The sequence below is a fragment of the Reyranella sp. genome, from assembly GCF_965279625.1.
GTDB lineage: Bacteria > Pseudomonadota > Alphaproteobacteria > Reyranellales > Reyranellaceae > Reyranella.
In genome coordinates this window covers 5,495,620-5,515,112 of the sequence record NZ_OZ257251.1, presented here as the reverse complement: position 1 = coordinate 5,515,112, position 19,493 = coordinate 5,495,620, and the positions used below count along the sequence as shown (strand labels likewise).

Genomic DNA, 19,493 nt, shown 5'->3' with positions numbered 1-19,493 from the left:
GTGACTGCGTTGGCTCCTCTTAGGTCGTGTGGCTTTAGCTGCTTGCCACCCCTCGGGCTCACGAGAAGATTTCATGGGGTCATGTCGCTTCAGGCAGCGAGTTCGAGGATCTCCATCACCTGCTCCGGCCCCTTGATGGGCCGCGGATTGTTCAGCACTGCCCGGTCATGCATCGATTTCTCGGCGATCTCGCGGAAGCGATCCTTGCCGACGCCCACTTCGGAGAGACGTCCCGGCAGGCCGAGGGACTTCACCAGCCCTTCCACCAGGTCTCCCGCCGCGGCCTCCGGCTGACCGAAGGCCTCCCCTACCCGCTTCTGCCGCTCGGCATTGGCCGGCAGGTTCCAGCGCAGCACCGACGGCAGCATCACGCAGGACGTATGGCCGTGCGGCACATGGCAGGCGGCGCCCAGCACATGGCCGATCCCGTGGCTCGCGCCCACGCCGACGCCCGAGGTGCCGGCGCCGATCGACAGCCACATGCCGAACTGGAGATCGAGCCGCGTCGCCATGTCGTCGGGATTGGCCTTGTGCGCCGGCAGGGCGCGGGCGAGCAGCTTCAGCGCCTCGGTGGCGGTGCCCAGCACGAAGGGATGCGCCTGCTGCGAGCAGAGACGCTCGACGGCATGATCGACGGCCTTAAGGCCGGTGGAGAGCATCAGGTCCATGGGCGTCGCCAGGGTGGCGGCGGGATCGAGCACGATGACCCGCGGCACGATCAGGCGATGGCCGAAGCTCTCCTTGATGCCCTTGCGCGGATCGGAGATGCCGGCGAAGGCATTGAACTCGGCGGCCGACAACGTCGTCGGCACGGCGATCATGCGGATCGCATCGGCCGGCGGCCGGATGGCCTCGGACGGCGGCGCCGCGCCCTCCTTCGGCTTGCCCGCGCGGTAGGCATCGAGTTCGTCGACCGTAGTCACGTTCTGCCACAGCGCGATCAGAATGGTCTTGGTAGCATCGATCACCGAGCCGCCGCCCACCGCGACGATCAGATCGGCACCGGCCGCGCGCGCCATCGCGGCGCCCTCGACGACGCAGGGCCGCGGCGAGTGCGCGGTGATGCCGGCATAGGTTCCCGCGTGCAGGTCGCCCAGACCGTCGATCACGGACGCGAGCAGCGCGCTCTGCGCCACGGACTTCGAGGTGGTGATGAACACCTTCTTCGCGCCCAGCCGCTCGGCCTCGGCGCGCAACGCGACACCCGCCGGCTTGCCGTAGACGACGCGCTCGATGTCCTGATGTCCGTGGATACCGTTCAACATGTCCAACTCCCCCTCCTCATCCTGAGGAGGCGCGCCAGCGCCGTCTCGAAGGATGGGCAACGACAAGACTGTTGCTCACCCTTCGAGACGCGGCCGTTGGCCGCTCCTCAGGGTGAGGTGATGCGCTTAACTCAAGTGCCGTCGGAACAGCGCCAGCATGCGTTCGTAGTGCTTTTCGCGGGCGGCCTCGTGCAGGTTGCCGCGGTCGGAGAAGGCGTAGCCGTGATGCGTGCCCGCCTCGGTCTCGACGCGCGACGGGAACGGCGCGGACGCCAGCAGAGTCTCGAACTTTGTGACGTCAGAAAGCGGCACGTAGGTGTCGTGCTCGGCGAAGGCGTAGTAGCCCTCGGCCGTGATGTCCCCCAGCATCAGGTGCGGCGAGTCCGGCTTCTCGGTGATAAGGCGCGTTCCATAGTAGGAGGAGAAGCAGCCGATACGGTCGGGATGCGCCGCCGCCGCCGCCGTGACGAAGGCGCCGCTCATGCAATAGCCGACCAGCCCCACCTTGCCGGGCTTGGCGTCGGGCAAGGTCGGCAGCACGTCGAGCACCGCGCCCGTGTCGGCCGCCACCCTTGCGTTGGAGATCGACTCCATCAGGCCGAACATGCGCTTCAGATTGGCCTCGCCGTCGGGATGGTTGCGGGTCGGGCCGCAGACGAATTCGCGCGTGCTGCGATAGTAGAGATTGGGCAGCAGGACGTAGTAGCCGGACTGCGAAATCCGCCGGCAGATTTCCGTCAGTCCCTCGCGTACGCCCGGCGCGTCCATCAGCATGATGACGACCGGTAGCGCCCCGCCATCGTCGGGCCGCACCGTATAAGTGTTCATGGCGCCATCTTGCGTGGCGATATCCAGCTCGCGTTCGATCATGCCCGCACGGTACCGGGCTCCAGCCCCATGGTCTATAACCGCGCCTCCTGTCTGAATGCGAGGAGTGGAACGAAATGGCGGTGGCAAGCGGGGGCGCGCTCGAGGGCCTGAAAGTGATCGACCTGTCGCGTGTGTTGGGAGGCCCCTATTGCGGCCAGATGCTGGCCGACCACGGCGCCGACGTGATCAAGATCGAGCCGCCGCAGGGTGACGAGACCCGCACCTGGGGCCCTCCGTTCGACGCAGAGGGCATCTCGGCCTACTTCGCCGGTATCAACCGCAACAAGCGCACGATCGCGCTCGACCTCTCCAAGCCCGAGGGCCGCGAGGTGCTGCTGAAGCTGCTCGAGACCGCCGACGTGCTGATCGACAACTTCAAGACCGGCACGATGGAGAAGTGGGGCATCGGCTACCACGACGTGCTGGCCGCGAAGTTCCCGCGACTGGTCCATGCCCGCGTTTCGGGTTTCGGCGCCGATGGGCCGCTGGGCGGCTTCCCGGGCTACGACGCCATGGTGCAAGCCTCGGCCGGCCTCGTCTCGGTCAACGGCTCGCCCGAGGGCGGCCAGGTCCGCATCGGCGTGCCGGTGGTGGACCTCTCGACCGGCATGAACGCCACGATCGGCATCATGATGGCGCTCTATGAGCGCAACCGCTCCGGCAAGGGCCAGTTCGTCGACGCGACGCTCTACGACAGCGCCATTGCGCTGCACCAGCCGCATGCGCCGAACTACTTCATGGCGGGCCTCAAGCCCAAGCTCGTCGGCAACAGCCACGCGAGCCTGGTACCCTATTCCAACTTTCCGACCAAGACCCGCAACATCGTGGTCGGGGCCGGCAATGACGGGCAGTTCGCCAAGCTGACGAAGATGTTGGGCAAGCCGGAACTGGCCGACGATCCGCGCTTCAAGACCAACAAAGAGCGCGTCGCCCATCGCGCCGAGCTCGAGACCGAGCTGCGCGCGCTGCTGAAGGACCGTGACGCCAACGAGCTCTCGCAGGAGCTGATGAAGGGCGGCGTGCCCTCAGCCGCCGTGCTGGAAGTCTCCGACGTGATGGAGGCGCCGCACACCAAGCATCGCGGCATGGTGTGGGAGAAGGACGGCTGGCGGAACGTCGGCAATCCCGTGAAGCTCTCCCGGACCCCGCCCAAGGTGCGCACCAAGCCCAAGAAGTTCGGCACCGACACCCGCGCGGTGCTCCAGGAAGCCGGCTATTCCGCCGGCGAGATCGACAGTCTGGTCGCCGCCGGCATCGCGCTCACTGAAATCAAGAAGTAGGAAAAAGAAGATGTTCCAACCCGACCTGCTCAAGGGCAAGCGCATCCTGGTCACCGGCGGCGGCACCGGCCTCGGCCGCTCGATGGCGCACCGCTACCTAGAACTCGGCGCCAACGTGATCATCTGCGGCCGCCGCGAGGACGTGCTGAAGGAGACCGCGGCCGAGCTCGCTAAGGACACCGGCGGCGAGATCGAGACGGTGGGCTGCGACGTGCGCATCCCCGACGCCGTTGAGGCGATGATGGACAAGATCTGGGAGAAGCGCCCGCTCGACATCCTGGTCAACAATGCCGCCGGCCAGATCCTCGCTCAGACCCACAAGATGTCCTCGCGGGCGATCGACGCCGTGCTGGGCATCGTGCTGCACGGCTCGGCCTACTGCACCGTCGCGGCCGGCCGCCGCTGGATCGATGCCGGCGAACGCAACAAGGTCGTGATGTCGATTCTCACGGTCTCGTCGCTGACCGGCGCGCCCTTCACCGTGCCCTCGGCGATGGCCAAGGCGGGCGTGCTCGCGATGACCAAGAGCCTGGCCGTCGAATGGGGTCCCAAGGGCATCCGCACCTGCGCGATCGTGCCCGGCCCGTTCCCGACCGAGGGCGCCTGGAGTCGGCTGATGCCGAAGGAACGCGGCGCGCAGGACGACATGATCAAGGCGATCCCGATGCGCCGCACCGGTGAACATATCGAGCTGGCCAACCTCGCGGCCTTCCTGGTGAGCGACGGCGCGGGCTACATCAACGGCGATGCGATCGTCATCGACGGCGGCAAGATGCTGCAGTCGGGCGGCGGCGGCGCCAACACCTCGGCCATGCTCGACTGGACCGACGAGCAGTGGGACGCGATCCGTCCGAAGAAGAAGTAATCAGGCCGCGGGGGCCGGAACGTCGACCTGATCGACCTTCCGGCCCGCCGCGATCCAGGCCACCAGCAAATCGTAGAAGACCGACAGGACCACCGGGCCCACGAACAGGCCGATGAGGCCACCTGCCAGCGTGCCACAGATGACGCCGGCCACGATCACCGCCATCGGCGTCGGCAGGCCGCGCGCCATCAGGATCGGTCGCAGCACATTGTCGACCAGCAGCAACGGCAGCGTATAGGCCGTGAACAGGCCGGCATGCAGGGCCGGCAGATACATCCACGTCCAGATGATCACCGGAATCATGACGATATTGGGCCCGACCTGCACGATCGCCAGCACAAGGCAGACGAAGGTGATGGCGCCGGCAAACGGGACGCCCGCCACCAGCATGCCGATCGCCAGGAGCACCGACTGCAGGAGGGCGATGCCGATGACGCCCTGCGACACGTTGCGGATGGTCGACCCGGCGATCTCAAGGAAGTGCCGGCCGCGCGTTTCGGCCACCCGCACCGCGAGGCCGCGCAGCGTTCCCGTCAACTCGTCGGAATAGGCCAGAAGGACGCCCGCCACGACGATGGCGCCGGCAAACTGCAGGACGCCGAGAAAGGTTCCCGCCGCGATACCTCCCATCCAGCGGCCGACCGAGGCCAGCTGCCCGACATGGGCCGTCACCAGGGCTCGCGCATCGTTGGACGCAGTCAGCCAGAAGTCGTAGACGCGCGCGCCGACCATCGGCCAGTCCTTCACCGATTCGGGCGGCGGCGGCACGACATGCTCGCCGCGCAGAAGCATCCGGGCATACTCGTCGAGGCTTCCCACGGCGGACGCTGCGAGAAGGACGACCGGCGTCAGCAGCAGCACGAGCAGCAGGATGGAGAACAGCGAGGCCGCGATCCCGTCCCGCAGGTGCAGGCGGCGCCGGGCCATGTCGAACAAGGGATAGACGGCCACCGACAGGATGATGGCCCACATCATCAGGGCCGCCACCGGCTGCAGCAGGAGCAGGCTGACATAGATGACGCAGGCGATCAGGCCGAGGCGGATCGCAACGTCGATCGTGAACCGAGTGACTTCCGCCCTGCCCTTTTCCGTGTCGATCATCGCCGTCTCCCCCGCCCCGTTGGCGGCGAAGTTTATCGCACGGCGGCAGGCCTCGCGGTATCGATCACACGAACCGGGTCGCCGTTCGCCAGCCCGTCCGGCGGGCTCTCGATCACGCGATCCTGGGCGGTGAGGCCGCTGCCGATCTCGACGATCTGGCCGAGGTCGCGTGCGATGGTGATCGGCTTCAGGACGACCTTGCTGTTGGCGTCCACGGTGGCCACGCGCAGGCCCTTCTGGTCGAAGATCAGGGCTCCCGACGGCACGGCCAGCGACTGCATGCTGGAGGGCAGCTCGATCCGGGTGTTGGCGAAAGCGCCGGGCATCAGCTCACCGTTGGCATTGTCGACCACGACCTGCATGCGCGTCGTGCCGGTCTGGGCATCGACCGCGCGCGCCGACGCCTCGACGACGCCGTTGTAGACCTTGCCGGGGTACTCCGGGACCGTGATCTGCACCGCGCTGTTCAGCTTCACCGCCGGCACATAGCTCTGCGGAATGCTGACGTTGAGGCGGAGCTTGTTCACGTCGGAAATCACGAACAGCGCCAGGCCGGAACTCGATTCCGCGCCGATGAGGGCTCCGACATCGGTGTTGCGGGTCGTCACGATGCCATCGAACGGCGCGGTGATGCGCTTGAACGCCGACAGGACTTCGAGCCGGTCGACGGCGGCCTGCGCCGCCTTGGTCAGGGCCTGCTTCACCGTGAGGTCGCCGGTCTTCTCGTCGACCGTCTGACGCGACACGGTGTTGGCGCCGCCGAGCTGCTGCCAGCGTCCGGCCGTCACGGTCGCCAGCTGCTCGGAGGCCTGGGCGCTCGCGAGCGACGCCTTGGCCTGCAGGAGCTGCTGGTCGAGATCGGGGGCCTCGACCTCGGCGAGGAGCTGGCCTGCCTTCACGGGTGCGCCGATATCGACGTACCAGGCCTTCAGGAATCCGCCGACGCGGGCATAGATCGGCGCGCGGGAATGGGCCTCGAGGCGGCCCGGCAAGTCGAGCGACGTCTTGTTCGCCCCCGTGGTGGGGTTGATCACGCTGACGGTCGGCACGGCTTGGGTGTCGGTCCATTCCTTCAGCTTGGCTTCGCTGGCCTGCCGGCTCCAGATGCCGTTGACAACGACGGCGCCCAGGCCAAGGGCGGCGGCGATCCCGAACAAGGCGAGCCCACGGCGCGACCGCGGCTTGGGCACTGCAGGAGAGGTATCAGGCGACATGAGGTGCTCCGGGGACGGCAGCGTGTGCTTTGTCGGCCGCCTTGCCATGATTTCGATGGACGAGGCTGAAGACCACGGGGACGAAGATCAGCGTGGCGATCGTAGCAAATATGAGGCCGCCGATGACCGCCCGGCCGAGCGGGGCGTTCTGCTCTCCGCCCTCGCCCATGCCCAGCGCCATCGGCGCCATGCCGATGATCATGGCGAGCGCGGTCATGATGACGGGGCGGAACCGGACGAAGCCGGCGTCGAGGGCGGCCGCCGTGGCATCGCCCAGCTCCGTCAGTCGCTCGCGGGCGAAGGAAATCACCAGCACGGAGTTCGCGGTGGCCACGCCCATGCACATGATGGCGCCGGTCAGCGCCGGCACCGAGAGCGTCGTGTCGGTGGCGAACAGCATCCACACGATCCCCGCCAGGGCAGCCGGCAGGGCGGTGATGATGACGAACGGATCGCTCCACGACTGGAAGTTCACCACGATCAGCAGGTAGATCAGGACGACGGCGCCCAGCAGGCCGAACAGCAGGCCTGAGAACGCCGACTCCATGGTCTTCACCTGCCCCTGGACCTTGACCGAGCGGATGCGCGGCGACTGAAGCGGCGCCAGCTCGGCCACGACGGCGCGCACATCGGCCGCCACGGAGCCAAGGTCCCGGCCCTGCACGGCGGCATAGACCTGCACCACGCCCTGGAGATCGTACTGCGAGACAACGGCGTTGGCGGTGTCGCGCCGGATGTCTGCCACGCCGCCCAGCACCTGCAGCTGAGTGGCGGCCGGCGCCATGATCGGCAGGTTGCTGAGCGATGCCAGGGAATCCAGCCGGTACTGCGGCGTCTGCATGACGATGTTGTAGGTCACGCCGTTCGCCGGATTGAGCCAGTAGGTCGGCGCCACCTGGCTGGAGCCCGCGAGATTGACGACCAGCGAGTTGGTGACGTCGCGCGTCGTCAGGCCGACGGTCTGGGCACGCGAGCGGTCGACGTCGACGGCGAAGACCGGCGCGCCGCGCGCCTGCTGGATGCGCGCATCGACCACGCCGGGGATCTTGCGGATGCGCGCCAGCAGCCTGTTGGCGTGCTCGAAGCCGGCGCCGATATCGGAGGTGCGGACCTGCACGTCGATCGGCGATGGCGCACCGAAATTCAGGATCTGGCTGATGATGTCGGCCGGCAGGAACGAGAAGGTGAAGCCGGGAAACAGCTCGGGCAGACGCTGTCGCAGCTCGGCGACGTACGCCTCGGTCGGCCTGTGGTCCGGCGTCAGCTTGATCTGGATGTCGCCGTCCTGCGGCCCGATCGTGCCGGTATTGTTGTAGGCCATGTTGATGCCGCTGACCGGCATCCCGACATTGTCGGCCATCGTCGATATCTGATTGGAGGGGATGATGGTGCGGATCGCCTTCTGGATCGCCACGAACTGATTGGCGGTCTCTTCGACCCTCGTGCCGATCGGTCCGCGCACGTGCATCAGGATCTGCCCAGAGTCGACGGATGGGAAGAAATTGCGGCCGAGGAACGGCACCAGCGCGAACGACCCCAGCACGAAGGCCATGAAGCAGACGATGAACACCGGGCGGTGGCGCAGCGCCAGCCCCAGCAGGTCGTGATAGACGGCGCGCAGACCCTCGAACTGCGCCTCGAAGCCGCGCTGGAAGCGCACCAGCGGATTGCGCGAGCGCGGCGGTTCCGCGCCGTGGTCGTGCAGGACATGCGGCTTCAGCAGGTAATTCGCCATCGTCGGCACCAGCGTGCGCGAGAGGACGAAAGAACACACCATCGCGAACATCACCGCCATCGCCATCGGCACGAACAGGAAGCGTGCCACGCCCTCGAGGAAGAACATCGGCACGAATACGATGCAGATGCAGAGCAGCGACACGAAGGCCGGCGCCACGATCTGCTGGGCGCCGTCCATGATGGCGGTTTCGACGTCCTTGCCCTGCTCCAGATGCCAGTTGATGTTCTCGATGGTCACCGTGGCGTCGTCGACCAGGATGCCGACGGCAAGCGCCAGCCCGCCCAGGGTCATGATGTTCAGGGTCTCGCCGAACGCCGCGAGAAGCGCGATCGAGCCCAGGATCGCCAGCGGAATCGAGATGGCGATGATCACCGTCGACCGCCAGCTGCCGAGGAACAGCAGGATCATCAGGCTGGTCAGCACCGCGGCCAGCACGGCCTCGTGCGCCACGCCCGACACGGCGCCTTCGACGAACAGCGACTGGTCGCCCAGGATCGCGAGCGACACGTTCTCCGGCAGCGCCTTCTTCAGTTCCGCCACGCGTTCCTTGATGCCGGCGATGATCGCGAGGGTCGAGGTGGCGCCGTTCTTCAGCACCGCCAGCAGCACCGACCGGCCGCCATCGACATGGACGATGTTCTGCTGCGGCGGGTTGCCGTCGCGCACCTGTGCCACGTCGCGCAGGTAGACGACGGTGCCGTTCGCGGCGAACACGGGGATATCTGCCAGGGCGTTGAAGTCGACCGGGGCGTTGTTGAGCTGGATGGCGTACTCGTGGCCACCGATCTTCTGGGTGCCGACCGGCGTCAGCAGATTCTGCGCCGCCAGTGCATTGGCAACGTCGGCGGCCGACAGGCCGCGCGCCTGCAGGGCCGCCGGGTCGAGGTCGATCTGGATCTGGCGGAACTTGCCGCCGAACGGGAACGGAATGGCCGCGCCCGGCACCGTCACCAGCGGCGTGCGCACCGTGTTGATGGCCAGGTCGAACACGGCCTGTTCCGAGACGCCCTTGCCGGCCAGCGCCAGCTGGATGATCGGCACGGTCGCGGCGTTGTAGTTCAGGATCAGCGGCGGGGTGATGTTGGGCGGCATCTGCCGCAGCACGGTCTGCGCGATCGCGGTGACCTGGGCATTGGCGATGCTGATGTCGACGCCCGGCTGGAAGAACACCTTCACGATGCCGACGCCGGTATAGGACGTGCCCTCGATATGCTCGATGTCGTTGACGGTGGTGGTGAGCGAGCGCTGGAAATTCAGCATTACGCGGCCCGACATCTGGTCGGGCGGCAGGCCGGTGTACTGCCAGACCACGGCGATGACGGGGATGCGGATTTCGGGGAAGATGTCGACCGGCGTCCGAAGGGCCGCGAGCGGCCCGACGATCAGGATCAAGAGCGCCATCACGACGAACGTATAGGGACGCTTGAGCGCGACCCGGACCAAACCAATCATCTAGGCTGTACTTCCACCCAAGTGTGAGCCGCTGCGCTCCCCAGCCGTGGCGGCTCGCCCATCGGAACATGGCTGTTCTGACCTGTCGAGGCGAGATTGCCCCTGTCATCTGCATGGCGGTGCGCTACGCTTGCATGACAGCGAATGCCCGGGGAGATCAGGGGAAATGGCCGAGTACGACTACATCATCGTTGGCGCGGGTTCGGCGGGAGGTGCCCTGGCGGCACGGCTCACGGAAGTGCCGACCAACAAGGTGCTGCTGCTGGAGGCCGGCGCGGCCAGCCACCCCTACTCCCGCATGCCGCTGTCCTTCGGCCTGCTGATCGACAATCCGGCCGCCAACTGGCTCTACCAGTCGGAGCCCGAGCCCGGCACGGCCAACCGGGTGATCCCGGTGCCGCGCGGCAAGGTGCTGGGCGGTTCCAGCTCGATCAACGGCCTGGTCTGGGTCCGCGGCCAGCCGCTCGACTTCGACACCTGGGCGCAGATGGGCTGCCGCGGCTGGAGCTGGCGCGACGTGGCGCCGCTCTTCACCCGCATGGAGAACTTCGTCGACGGCGACGGCTCGAACGGCCGGGGCACCGACGGGCCGCTCAAGGTCTCGACCGTTCCCGACCAGAACCCGCTCTACGACGCGCTGTTCGAGGCGTCGAAGGCCGCCGGCTTCAAGACCAACCCGGACTACAACAGCGAGGACCAGGAAGGCGTCGTGAAGACGCAGACCTCGATCTACAAGGGCCGGCGCATGAGCGTGGCGCACTGCTACATCGAGCCGGCGATGAAGCGGCCGAACCTGCACGTCGTCACCAACGCCCACACGCTGCGCGTCCTGCTCGAGGGCAAGCGCTGCGTCGGCGTCGAGTACGAGAAGGACGGCAAGACGATTCAGGCCAAGGCGAAGGAGACGATCCTCTCGGCCGGCGGCGTCGCCAGTCCGCAGATCCTCGAACTCTCGGGCATCGGCCAGCCGGAGCTGCTGAAGAAGCACGGCATCGAGGTGAAACACGAGCTGAAGGCGGTCGGCGAGAACTTCCGCGATCACATCAATGCCCGCATCATCTGGCGCCTGAAGGTGGCGAGCGTCTCCTACAACCACATGGCGCGCGGCATCGGCGCGGTGACGCAGATGATGAAGTACCTCGCCACCGGCGGCGGTTTCATGAGCCTGCCCTCGGCGCCGCTGTTGGGCTTCCTGAAGACGCGGCCGGAGCTCGAGACGCCCGACGTGCAGATGCATCTCGTGCCCTATTCGATCAAGGACCCGAAGACGCGCAAGCTGCAGGACTTTCCGTCGATGACGATCGCCTGCTACCAGCTCCGCCCCGAGAGCCTGGGCTCGATCCACATCCGCTCGGCCGATCCCAAGGCGCATCCGGCGATCCGTTTCAACTTCCTGGCCGACAGGATCGACCAGGACGCGATGACGGCCGGCTTCCGCATGATGCGGAAGATCGTCGATGCGGCCCCCATGGATCGCTACCGCGACGAGGAGTTCTCGCCCGGCCCGTCGGTGCAATCCGACGAGGAGATCCTCACCTGGATCCGCAACAACTCGCAGACTGCCTATCACCCGATCGGCACCTGCCGCATGGGCCCCGAGGGCCCGAACACCGTGGTTGACGACAAGCTGCGGGTCCACGGCATCCAGGGCCTCCGCGTCGCCGACGCCTCGATCTTCCCGACCATGCCCTCGGGCAACACCAACGCGCCTTCAATCATGGTCGGCGAAAAGATGGCGGACATCTTGAAGGGCGCTGCTTAGCAAAGAGCCCTGTCGTCCTGAGCGCAGCGAAGGACCTTGCGGAGCGACCAGCGGACTCCGTTGCTGGCGTCAGATCCTTCGCTGCGCTCAGGATGACATGAATTGTATGTCGTTAGCCAACCACCGGCTTGCCGCTGATGAGCGCGGTGCCGGTCATTGCGGCGACCAGCTTGCCGTCGCCGCGCAGCACGTCGATGCGATAGTTCGAGGCCTTGCTGGAGCGCGAGATTTCGACGGCCGTCGCGGTCAGCACGTCGCCCAGGCGGACAGCGACGCTGTAGACGATGTGCGCGTCGATGCTGCCCGAGACGACGCCCTGCGAGTTGCAGGCATAGCCGAAGGCGGCGTCGGCCAGGGTGAAGGTGAGACCGCCATGGCCCACGCCATTGAAGTTGAGGTGGCGCTCCTCGATCGTAACCCGCGTCACGGCCCGGCCGAGAGAGGCCTCGACGAACTCGATGCCGAGGCCGAGGGTGAAGGCATCCCGCCTTGCCAGCGCAGAGACGTCGATCATTCGGCAGCCTGCCGCAGCGGCATCGCTGCCGCGATGGCGGCCAGCGTCTTCGAAAGCGAATCGCCTTCGGGATCGGCCAGCGCCGCCACACGTGCATTGGCGACGGCGTCGGCCGCGGCGCGCGGCGTTATCCGGCCGGCCAGAGCGGGGGCAATCACCTCGTCGGCGATGCGGCGGTAGTTGCCGAGCCCGCGTCTGTGGGTGTCGCCATAGCCCTTGATGAGACGCGCGGATTCCGTGATCTCACGCGCGAGCTCGAGTCCCAGCGGCGCAGCGGCACGGATCTGTCCAAGCCAACGCTCGATCTCGGCCTGCTCCTCGACATAGCGGGAGGTGCGTGGCCGCCACCAACGCAGGCCGGCGACGAGGCGCAGCCGCGCGAACCCTAGGATGGTGGTCGTGCGCACATGCATCGAGAAGTAGACCTTGCCGACGCGCCCGGTTCGCTGCCCCCAATTCAGAAGGCGCCCCGCCAGCGACGGCGGCAGGAGGGCGGCGATCTCCTCGATGCCCGGCTTGAAATGCTCGGTGACCTCCAGCGGCTCGTGATCCTTGGCACGAACCTCGGCCCGCACGCGCGCGACCCGCTCGGCCGAAGTCTTGGCTTGGGCCACGCGAATCACGTCCTCGAAAGACATGCGCACGGCGAGATGGCGCGCGACCTCGCGCAGCAGCTCGGCCGAGCCCAGCGCCTGGACCGTGTCGAGTCGGTCGAGATAGAGCGCGGCGTAGCGACGGTCCTGATAGGCGGTGAGACGGCGGATGCCCTCCTCCACGACATCGAGGCTGGCGGCCGGATAACTCCGTCTCCCGCGATCGACCAGGTCCTCGGCGCCCTGCACCGAGGTCTGCCGCTTGCGATGCTCGCGCACCGCCTGCTCCAGTTCGCCGCGCGCATGGCCGCGACCGAAGGCGAAGGCCGCGAGGTTGGTGTCGATCGACTTGCCCGCCTGCCGGATCGCGGCTTCGAAGGCGCTGTCGGGAATCGGCAGCTTGCCCGAGCCGGCCAGCGCGCCCAGCAGCACCGCGTTGAGGACGCCGCCGGACTCCTCGGCCGCCTGGTCCATATCGAACAGGATCTGCTCGCGGCTGCGCTCCTTCACCGCGCGCAGCAGCCGGCCGACATCGAAGCTGCCGTCCCCCATCGCCATGCGCTCGCCGATCGCCAGCACGCGATGCGTCGACGCGATGAGCGTCGTGCGGTCGGGCGTCACGAAGCCGTTGAAGATCATGCGGCCGGCTTCCAGCAGCTCGGTCGCCAGCGCGACGTCGACCTCGCCGATCGCCGGATTGAGCGCCAGCACCGACGAAGGGGCAGCCCCTGCCGGCATCACCTCGACATAGTAGGTGGTGGCGCCGGTGCGCTGCGCGACGCCGGGAATCTGCGTCGCCTGAACGCCAAGCCCGCGGCTCTGCGCCGCCGATACAATCCAGTCGCACAGCGCGCCGCCGCCATCGCCGCCCAGCGCGCCGATCAGGATGGTGACGGGCTTAGGCACCTGCCATCGCTCCGATGACCTTCGTCCGCACCTTCCACTTCAGCCGATCCCACCAGGTCGCGTTCTGCACGATGTCGGCCTTGTAGAAGGACGGGCATAGAACGGCGGCATCCGCCACCTCGCCGCACAGGCCGCAGCCGACACAGCCGTTGTTGACGCTCGCCACGGGATCGCTGCGCAGCGGGTCCGGGCTGGGCTTCACCACCAGCGAGGGACAGCCGGAGAGCCGGATGCAGGAATGGTCGCCGGTGCAGACCTCGTCGTCGACACCGTAACGCGTGCGCACGACCCGTTCGCCGCGCTTGAGTTGAGCCGCGATCTGCGGGCGGATGCGGCGCTGGCGCGCGAGCTGGCATTCGCCGTCAGCGACGATGACCTTGAGGCCCTTGTCGTCCGTGCTCATCGCCTCGCGCAGCGTCTGGAGCATGGTGCCGACATTGTAGGTGCGGATGGTGCGCAGCCATCCGACACCCATCGCCTTCAGGGTCGCGGCGATGTCGGACGTCGTTTCGCCATCGCGGCGGTTGCCCGATGTGTTGGGAATGAACTGCGCGCCGGTGGCCGAGGTGTAGCCGTTCTGCATGATGACCAGCACGCGGTCGCCGCGATTGAACATCGACGAGGCGACGCCACTCAGCAGGCCGTTGTGCCAGAAGCCACCATCGCCCATCACCGAGATCGTGCGCTTCTGCATTACCGGGGCCACGGCGCCGGCCGCCGCCAGCGACATGCCGAATCCGAGGATGGAATTGCCGAGATTGAACGGCGCCAGGGTCGCGAAGGAGTGGCAGCCGATGTCGCTCGAAATATGGACCTTGCCGACCTCGCGTTCGAGCAGCTTGATCGCCGAGAAGACCGGCCGCTCCGGGCAGCCGACACAGAAACCCGGCGGCCGCAGCGGCAGCGGCCCACCCAGCAGGCGCTGCGCCTCGGCGCGTCCGGCTCGCGCCGCCTCGAAACGCTCGCGCGGGCCGCTCAGGTCGATGTCGTTGGCCGACTGGGCGAAGAACTTCAGCAGGCCTTCGGTCACCACCTCGGCGGTGTACTCGCCGGCCATCGGCAGCACGTCCTTGCCATAGATCTTCGTGTCGATGTCGCGCTTGCGCAGCAGGACGTGGATCGCCTGCTCGATGTAGTCGGGCGCCCCCTCCTCGACGACCAGAACGGCGCGCTTGCCCTTGCAGAAGTCGGCGATCTGGTCGGGCGCCAGCGGGTGCGTGACGTTGAGCACCAGCGTAGGGATCTTGCCCTCGACCTCCAGCCGGTCGAGGCCGCGCACCAGCACGTTGGTGATGCCGCCCTGGACGATGATGCCGAGATCGGACCGCTCGCCCGGCAGATGTTCGTTCAGCCCGTGCTCAACGATGAAGCGCTCGGCGGCGGGCTGGCGGACCTCGACCTTGAGCTTCTCGTGCGCATAGGTCGACGGCGGATGCGAAATGCGGTCGTAATTGTGTGCGGCGGGCTCGGCGAGCCGATGATTGCGCGAAATGGCCGGCGGAACGTTGTCCTTGGCCACGAACTCACCGGTGACGTGGCAGGCGCGGATGCGCAGTTCCATCATCACCGGCGTGTTAGTCGCCTCGGAAAGCTCGAAGGCCTTCTCCGTGCAGCGCACGATGGTCGGCAGCGAGGGCCGCGGGTCCATCAGCCAGAGCGAGGATTTCAGCGCATAGGCCTGCGTGCGCTCCTGGATGACCGAGGCGCCCTCGCCATAATCCTCGCCGACCACGATCAGCGCGCCGCCGATCACGCCGGGCGAGGCGAGGTTGGAGAGCGCGTCGGCCGCCACGTTGGTGCCGACGATCGACTTCCAGGTCACGCAGCCGCGCATCGGGTAGTTGATCGAGGCGCCGAGCAGCGCCGCCGCCGAGGATTCGTTGGTACAGGTCTCGAGATGGACGCCCAGCTCGTCCAGCAGGTCCTGCGATTCGACCAGCACGTCGACCAGATGCGAGACCGGTGCGCCCTGATAGCCGCCGACATAGGCGACGCCGGATTGCAGGATCGCCTTGGTGACGGCCAGGATTCCCTCGCCGCGGAAAATCTCGCCGTCGCCCAAGCGCAGGGCCCGTACCTCCTCGGTGAAGGAGCGCTCGGGATTGGTCCGCTGGGAAACGGGAAGTTGGGCCGCCGGCTGGTCGAGCATGGCGCGAAGTATAGGGGCTAACGCCGGACGCGACGATCCCGTTTGGAATCGCGAACGCCCTCGCGCCGCGCCTTCGCCAGCAGGGCGCGAAACGGCACGAGAAGTTTCTCCCGCACCGCAGCATCGCCTTCGAGCACCTGCAGCGAGAGCGCCACCGCCTCCAGGGTCGAGACGGCATCGGGCCGCGCCTCGCGCCGCAGCTCGCCGTAGAGCGAGGGACCGTCAGGCACCACGACGAAGCGGCGCAGCTTGGTGAGCCAGGCATTCCGCCACCAAAGGGCCTTGGCCTGCGCCCAGTTGCCGTCGAGCGCGATCAAGCCCTTCAAGCCGGCGCGCGCCGCTTCCTGGTCAGGCAGCGGCTGGCCCTTGCCATCGATCGCGACCAGCGGGGTCGTCTGGCCTTTGGTTTGCGTCGACCCTAGATAAAGCACGCCCCAATCGCGCGGCTCGGCCGCCTCGCCGCCCAGCGCATGGGCGAGGTTTCGCCAGGACAAGCCCACCACCACCTTGGCATTCGCGAGCCCACCCACCAGCAGGCCCGCCGTGCCCAGCACACGGTCCTGCTCCTGCGGATGCTGCAGGACGAGGATCGTGACCTTGTTGTCCACCGGCTGAGTCATGGCCGAGGGTATAGCCTCCCGGCTAGGGTTGCGCGATGCCCGTCCCTCCTCACGTTCCGGTCCTGGTGTTCGATAGCGTGACCAAGCTGCCCCCTGAAGCGGACGGCGCGGTCGTCATCGGCGCAAGCCATGCCGCGGTCTATGCCGCCTATATGTCGGCGAAATTCGGATGCCGCGCCGCGATCCACCACGATGCCGGCATCGGCAAGGACGAAGCCGGCGTCAGTGGCCTCGCCTACGCCGACAAGCTCGGCATGGCGATGGCGGCGGTGGCAACGGAAAGCGCGCGCATCGGCGACGGGGCGGATCTGGAAGCGCGCGGCGTCATCAGCCGCGCCAATGGCCTCGCCACCGCCTGCGGCGTGATCCCCGGCATGCCGGCCCGCGACGCGGCCGAGCTGCTCAAGCGGGCGCCGTGGCCGCACACGATGCCACCCGCAAAGGGCGAAAGCCGCCACGAGATCGAGGGTGCCGTCTGCGCCGATTCGGCGACGCTGTTGCTGCCGCAGGATCGCGGTCGGATCGTCGCGACCGGCAGTCACGCCGCGCTCAACTCATACAGGGCGACGGCGCCCTTCCGGGCAATGCTGCTGATGTTCAACGACGCAGGCTTCGGCGCCGACCGCGGTGGCGTGCTGGCCCTGCCCGAACTCGACAAGGATGAGATCGCCGCCATCGCAGTCGCTGCGCAGTCGGCACGCATCGGAGATGGGCGATCCACTTTGCAGGACGGAACGATTTCCGACGTCAACACAACCGCATACCGGCTCGGCGCGCGCGTGGGAGGCTCCGCGCTTGCACTGACGCGCGCACTGGCAGAAAAAGCTCGGCAAAGCTGAACGGGAGACGCTTGGGGCATGGCCGTCGTCAATGTGAAGTCGGAGATCGCCGGCAATGTCTGGAAGATCCAGGTCAAGGCGGGCGATCGGATCGAAGCCGATGGCGAGATCATGATCCTCGAATCGATGAAAATGGAAATTCCCGTCCTGTCGCCCAAAGCGGGGGTCATCAAGGAACTCAAGGTCAGCGAAGGCGAGGCAATCGGCGAAGGCCAGCTCGTGGCCGTGCTCGATGCGTAACAGCGCCGTCGCCGCCGACCTCGCGAAGCTCTGGGCGCCCGACAATCTCCGCCGTTCCGCCCCAGGCATCGCCCTGTGCGCTGCCATTGCCGCCGTCGCCTACTACGCCGACACGAGGAGCCTTCTACGATTCGGCGCGGTCTGGGTACCACCGCTGATCCTCACCCTCGTCATTGGCATGGCGCTGCAGCCGCTGTCGGCGAAGCCCGTGCTCAAGCCCGGCCTTGAGTTCGCCGGGCGCACGCTGCTCCGTATCGGCGTTGCCCTGCTGGGGGCGCGCCTGACCCTTGGCAATCTCGTCGAAGGCGGTGCGCTGCCGATCGTGGTCGCCGTGGCCGCCGTCGGAGGCACCATCGTGTTCGGCGCCTGGGTGTCGCGCCTGTTCGGCCTCAGCCAGAATTTCGGCCTGCTCACAGGCTGTGCGACCGGAGTGTGCGGGGCGGCGGCGGCAATGGCCGCTTCGGCCGTGCTGCCCAAGCACGAGAACTCCGACCGCGACCTCGCCTTCACGGTGATGGGCGTCAACTTCCTCAGCACGGTGGTGATGGTGATCTACCCAACCCTGCGCGAGACGCTGGGCTTCTCGCTGTTCGAGATGGGCGTTTTCCTGGGCGGCGCCATCCACGACGTGGCGCAGGTTGCGGGCGCGGGCCAGACGATGGGCCCGCAGGTGCTGAGCGACGCGATCATCACGAAGTTGCTGCGTGTGGCGGCCCTGCTGCCGGCCATCGCCGGTATCGCCTGGTGGGTGGCGAGGAGCGGCGGTCCGCAGACCTCGGCACGCCCGACGCCACCGGTCTTCCTGTTCGGTTTCCTGGCGCTCGCCGCGCTGAACTCGCTGGGCATCATTCCTGCCGCCGTCCGCGATGCCGTCGGCCAGATCTCCGCCTTCCTGATCATCACCGCCATTGCGGCGCTGGGTATGAAGACGTCGCTGCTGGCGCTGGTCCGCATCGGCATGGCCCCGGTGATGCTGCTCATCACCGAGACGATCTTCGTCGGCCTGCTGGTCGTCGGCCTGATCTACGGCTTGCGGGCCGCGGGACTCTAATTCCCCGGCTTGGTGCCGGTCGCCTTCACGACCTCGCCCCAGGTGTCGATTTCGTTCTTGATGAACTCGGCGAACTGAATGGGCGTGCCGGGGGCCGGTAGCGCGGCGCGCTGCTCGATCTGCTTGATCACCGCCTCGTCGTTCAACAGCGTCTGGATGTCCCGGCTGACTTTCGCCACGATCTCGAGCGGCGTGCGCGCCGGTGCCGCGAGTCCAGACCAGCCGGCGGCATTGAAGCCCGGGATGGTGGCCGCGATCAGCGGGATCTTGTCGAGCGGCGGTGGCGCGGGGCGCGACGTGGTGACGGCGATCCCCTTGATGCGTCCGTCCTTGATGGCATTGAGCGCGGACGCGGTGCTGTCCATCATCAGCTTGACGTGTCCACCCAGCAGGTCGGCCATCGCCGGCCCACTGCCCTTGTAGGGAATATGCACGATGTCGACCCCGGCCTTGAGCTTGAACAGCTCCATGGCCAGATGCTGCGAGGTGCCAGGACCGGCGGAAGCGTAGGAGAGCTGTCCCGGCTCCTTCTTGGCGAGCGCGATCAGCTCAGGCAGCGTGTTCACCGGCAGGCTGGGATGCGCCACGATCACCAGCGGTACCAGGAAGATGTTGGAGATCGGCAGGAAGTCCGTCAGCGGCTTGTAGGGCAAGTCGGGATAGAGGCTGGGATTGACGCCGAACGTGCCGCTCGACACGACCATCAGCGTGTAGCCGTCGGGCGCTGCCATCTTGCCGTACTCGGTGGCGGGGATACCACTACCCCCCGCCTTGTTGTCGACGATGACCTGCTGCTTCCACTTCTCCGACAGCTTCTCAGCCATCAGACGCGCAAAAATATCGGCGGCCTGTCCCGGCGGGAAAGGTACGATGAAGCGTACGGGCTTGTTGGGCCACGCAGACTGCGCGATGGCCGGTCCGGCAAGCGCTGCGCCTGCCGCTCCTGCGAGCGCCATGACATGGCGACGCGTCGGATTCATTTCTGGAACCTCCCAGTTCGTTTCGAGTGACAGGGTACCACAGGCCCCCGAAAA

16 protein-coding genes are annotated in these 19,493 nt (G+C 67.2%); 6 read left to right on the top strand and 10 right to left on the bottom strand.

The annotated features are described in order from the left end of the window. Positions 1-89: 89 nt before the first annotated feature. Both ACQY78_RS26790 and ACQY78_RS26785 read right to left on the bottom strand, forming a co-directional pair. Complete coding sequence (locus ACQY78_RS26790) at positions 90-1,265, bottom strand: iron-containing alcohol dehydrogenase (RefSeq protein ID WP_428681041.1); 1,176 nt, start codon at positions 1,263-1,265, stop codon at positions 90-92. Positions 1,266-1,391: 126 nt separating this feature from the next. Continuing rightward, complete coding sequence (locus ACQY78_RS26785) at positions 1,392-2,093, bottom strand: dienelactone hydrolase family protein (protein WP_428681039.1); 702 nt, start codon at positions 2,091-2,093, stop codon at positions 1,392-1,394. 116 nt (positions 2,094-2,209) lie between these two features. On the opposite strand from ACQY78_RS26785, the gene ACQY78_RS26780 reads away from it, so the two are divergent. Further along, positions 2,210-3,415 carry a CaiB/BaiF CoA transferase family protein gene (locus tag ACQY78_RS26780; protein WP_428681037.1) on the top strand — a complete coding sequence of 402 codons (1,206 nt, stop codon included), beginning with the start codon at positions 2,210-2,212 and terminating at the stop codon, positions 3,413-3,415. A gap of 10 nt (positions 3,416-3,425) precedes the next feature. Beyond that, positions 3,426-4,280, top strand: a complete 855-nt coding sequence (locus tag ACQY78_RS26775) for an SDR family oxidoreductase (protein WP_428681035.1) — start codon at positions 3,426-3,428, stop codon at positions 4,278-4,280. Here the strand turns inward: ACQY78_RS26775 and ACQY78_RS26770 are convergent, their stop codons facing one another. From ACQY78_RS26770 to ACQY78_RS26760, 3 genes are read right to left on the bottom strand one after another with little or no spacing between them, the layout of a single operon-like run. Next, complete coding sequence (locus ACQY78_RS26770) at positions 4,281-5,381, bottom strand: AI-2E family transporter (protein WP_428681033.1); 1,101 nt, start codon at positions 5,379-5,381, stop codon at positions 4,281-4,283. A gap of 32 nt (positions 5,382-5,413) precedes the next feature. Continuing rightward, complete coding sequence (locus tag ACQY78_RS26765) at positions 5,414-6,595, bottom strand: efflux RND transporter periplasmic adaptor subunit (protein WP_428681031.1); 1,182 nt, start codon at positions 6,593-6,595, stop codon at positions 5,414-5,416. After that, entirely contained in the window at positions 6,585-9,785 is a 3,201-nt protein-coding gene (locus tag ACQY78_RS26760; RefSeq protein WP_428681029.1) for an efflux RND transporter permease subunit, read from the bottom strand. Before ACQY78_RS26760 ends, ACQY78_RS26765 begins: the two co-directional genes overlap by 11 nt. A gap of 166 nt (positions 9,786-9,951) precedes the next feature. Between ACQY78_RS26760 and ACQY78_RS26755 the strand changes: the two genes are divergently transcribed. Then, entirely contained in the window at positions 9,952-11,547 is a 1,596-nt protein-coding gene (locus ACQY78_RS26755; RefSeq protein WP_428681027.1) for a GMC family oxidoreductase, read from the top strand. Positions 11,548-11,659: 112 nt separating this feature from the next. On the opposite strand, the gene ACQY78_RS26750 is transcribed toward ACQY78_RS26755, so the two are convergent. Genes ACQY78_RS26750 through ACQY78_RS26735 form a run of 4 tightly spaced genes read right to left on the bottom strand, consistent with a single transcriptional unit; the run spans position 11,660 to position 16,329 of the window. After that, the gene (locus ACQY78_RS26750; RefSeq protein WP_428681025.1) at positions 11,660-12,061 is read right to left on the bottom strand and encodes a PaaI family thioesterase; all 402 of its coding nucleotides are present in this window, start codon (positions 12,059-12,061) and stop codon (positions 11,660-11,662) included. Continuing rightward, positions 12,058-13,560, bottom strand: coding sequence for an indolepyruvate oxidoreductase subunit beta family protein (locus ACQY78_RS26745; RefSeq protein WP_428681023.1), 1,503 nt, complete (start codon positions 13,558-13,560; stop codon positions 12,058-12,060). Before ACQY78_RS26745 ends, ACQY78_RS26750 begins: the two co-directional genes overlap by 4 nt. After that, a complete protein-coding gene (locus ACQY78_RS26740) occupies positions 13,553-15,709 on the bottom strand; it encodes a thiamine pyrophosphate-dependent enzyme (protein ID WP_428681021.1) in 2,157 nt (718 codons plus the stop codon). Before ACQY78_RS26740 ends, ACQY78_RS26745 begins: the two co-directional genes overlap by 8 nt. Before the next feature lie 17 nt (positions 15,710-15,726). Further along, entirely contained in the window at positions 15,727-16,329 is a 603-nt protein-coding gene (locus ACQY78_RS26735) for a tRNA-uridine aminocarboxypropyltransferase (protein ID WP_428681019.1), read from the bottom strand. Between the two features lie 77 nt (positions 16,330-16,406). Between ACQY78_RS26735 and ACQY78_RS26730 the strand changes: the two genes are divergently transcribed. From ACQY78_RS26730 to ACQY78_RS26720, 3 genes are read left to right on the top strand one after another with little or no spacing between them, the layout of a single operon-like run. Then, positions 16,407-17,168: a hypothetical protein gene (locus ACQY78_RS26730; protein WP_428681017.1), complete on the top strand. Its 762-nt coding sequence runs from the start codon at positions 16,407-16,409 to the stop codon at positions 17,166-17,168. Between the two features lie 18 nt (positions 17,169-17,186). Next, a complete protein-coding gene (locus tag ACQY78_RS26725) occupies positions 17,187-17,408 on the top strand; it encodes a biotin/lipoyl-binding carrier protein (protein ID WP_428681015.1) in 222 nt (73 codons plus the stop codon). Beyond that, on the top strand, positions 17,401-18,459 hold the full coding sequence (locus tag ACQY78_RS26720; RefSeq protein ID WP_428681013.1) for a YeiH family protein: 1,059 nt from the start codon (positions 17,401-17,403) through the stop codon (positions 18,457-18,459). The genes ACQY78_RS26725 and ACQY78_RS26720 overlap by 8 nt, the downstream gene beginning before the upstream one ends. Here ACQY78_RS26720 and ACQY78_RS26715 read toward each other — a convergent pair. Further along, a complete protein-coding gene (locus tag ACQY78_RS26715; protein WP_428681011.1) occupies positions 18,456-19,439 on the bottom strand; it encodes a Bug family tripartite tricarboxylate transporter substrate binding protein in 984 nt (327 codons plus the stop codon). The genes ACQY78_RS26720 and ACQY78_RS26715 overlap by 4 nt on opposite strands. Positions 19,440-19,493 lie beyond the last annotated feature (54 nt).

Bases quoted from the DNA above. Each gene is read 5' to 3' on its own strand.
- ACQY78_RS26790 (WP_428681041.1), bottom strand. From the start codon at position 1,265: ATGTTGAACGGTATCCACGGACATCAGGACATCGAGCGCGTCGTCTAC.
- ACQY78_RS26785 (WP_428681039.1), bottom strand. From the start codon at position 2,093: ATGAACACTTATACGGTGCGGCCCGACGATGGCGGGGCGCTACCGGTC.
- ACQY78_RS26780 (WP_428681037.1), top strand. From the start codon at position 2,210: ATGGCGGTGGCAAGCGGGGGCGCGCTCGAGGGCCTGAAAGTGATCGAC.
- ACQY78_RS26775 (WP_428681035.1), top strand. From the start codon at position 3,426: ATGTTCCAACCCGACCTGCTCAAGGGCAAGCGCATCCTGGTCACCGGC.
- ACQY78_RS26770 (WP_428681033.1), bottom strand. From the start codon at position 5,381: ATGATCGACACGGAAAAGGGCAGGGCGGAAGTCACTCGGTTCACGATC.
- ACQY78_RS26765 (WP_428681031.1), bottom strand. From the start codon at position 6,595: ATGTCGCCTGATACCTCTCCTGCAGTGCCCAAGCCGCGGTCGCGCCGT.
- ACQY78_RS26760 (WP_428681029.1), bottom strand. From the start codon at position 9,785: ATGATTGGTTTGGTCCGGGTCGCGCTCAAGCGTCCCTATACGTTCGTC.
- ACQY78_RS26755 (WP_428681027.1), top strand. From the start codon at position 9,952: ATGGCCGAGTACGACTACATCATCGTTGGCGCGGGTTCGGCGGGAGGT.
- ACQY78_RS26750 (WP_428681025.1), bottom strand. From the start codon at position 12,061: ATGATCGACGTCTCTGCGCTGGCAAGGCGGGATGCCTTCACCCTCGGC.
- ACQY78_RS26740 (WP_428681021.1), bottom strand. From the start codon at position 15,709: ATGCTCGACCAGCCGGCGGCCCAACTTCCCGTTTCCCAGCGGACCAAT.
- ACQY78_RS26735 (WP_428681019.1), bottom strand. From the start codon at position 16,329: ATGACTCAGCCGGTGGACAACAAGGTCACGATCCTCGTCCTGCAGCAT.
- ACQY78_RS26725 (WP_428681015.1), top strand. From the start codon at position 17,187: ATGGCCGTCGTCAATGTGAAGTCGGAGATCGCCGGCAATGTCTGGAAG.
- ACQY78_RS26720 (WP_428681013.1), top strand. From the start codon at position 17,401: ATGCGTAACAGCGCCGTCGCCGCCGACCTCGCGAAGCTCTGGGCGCCC.
- ACQY78_RS26715 (WP_428681011.1), bottom strand. From the start codon at position 19,439: ATGAATCCGACGCGTCGCCATGTCATGGCGCTCGCAGGAGCGGCAGGC.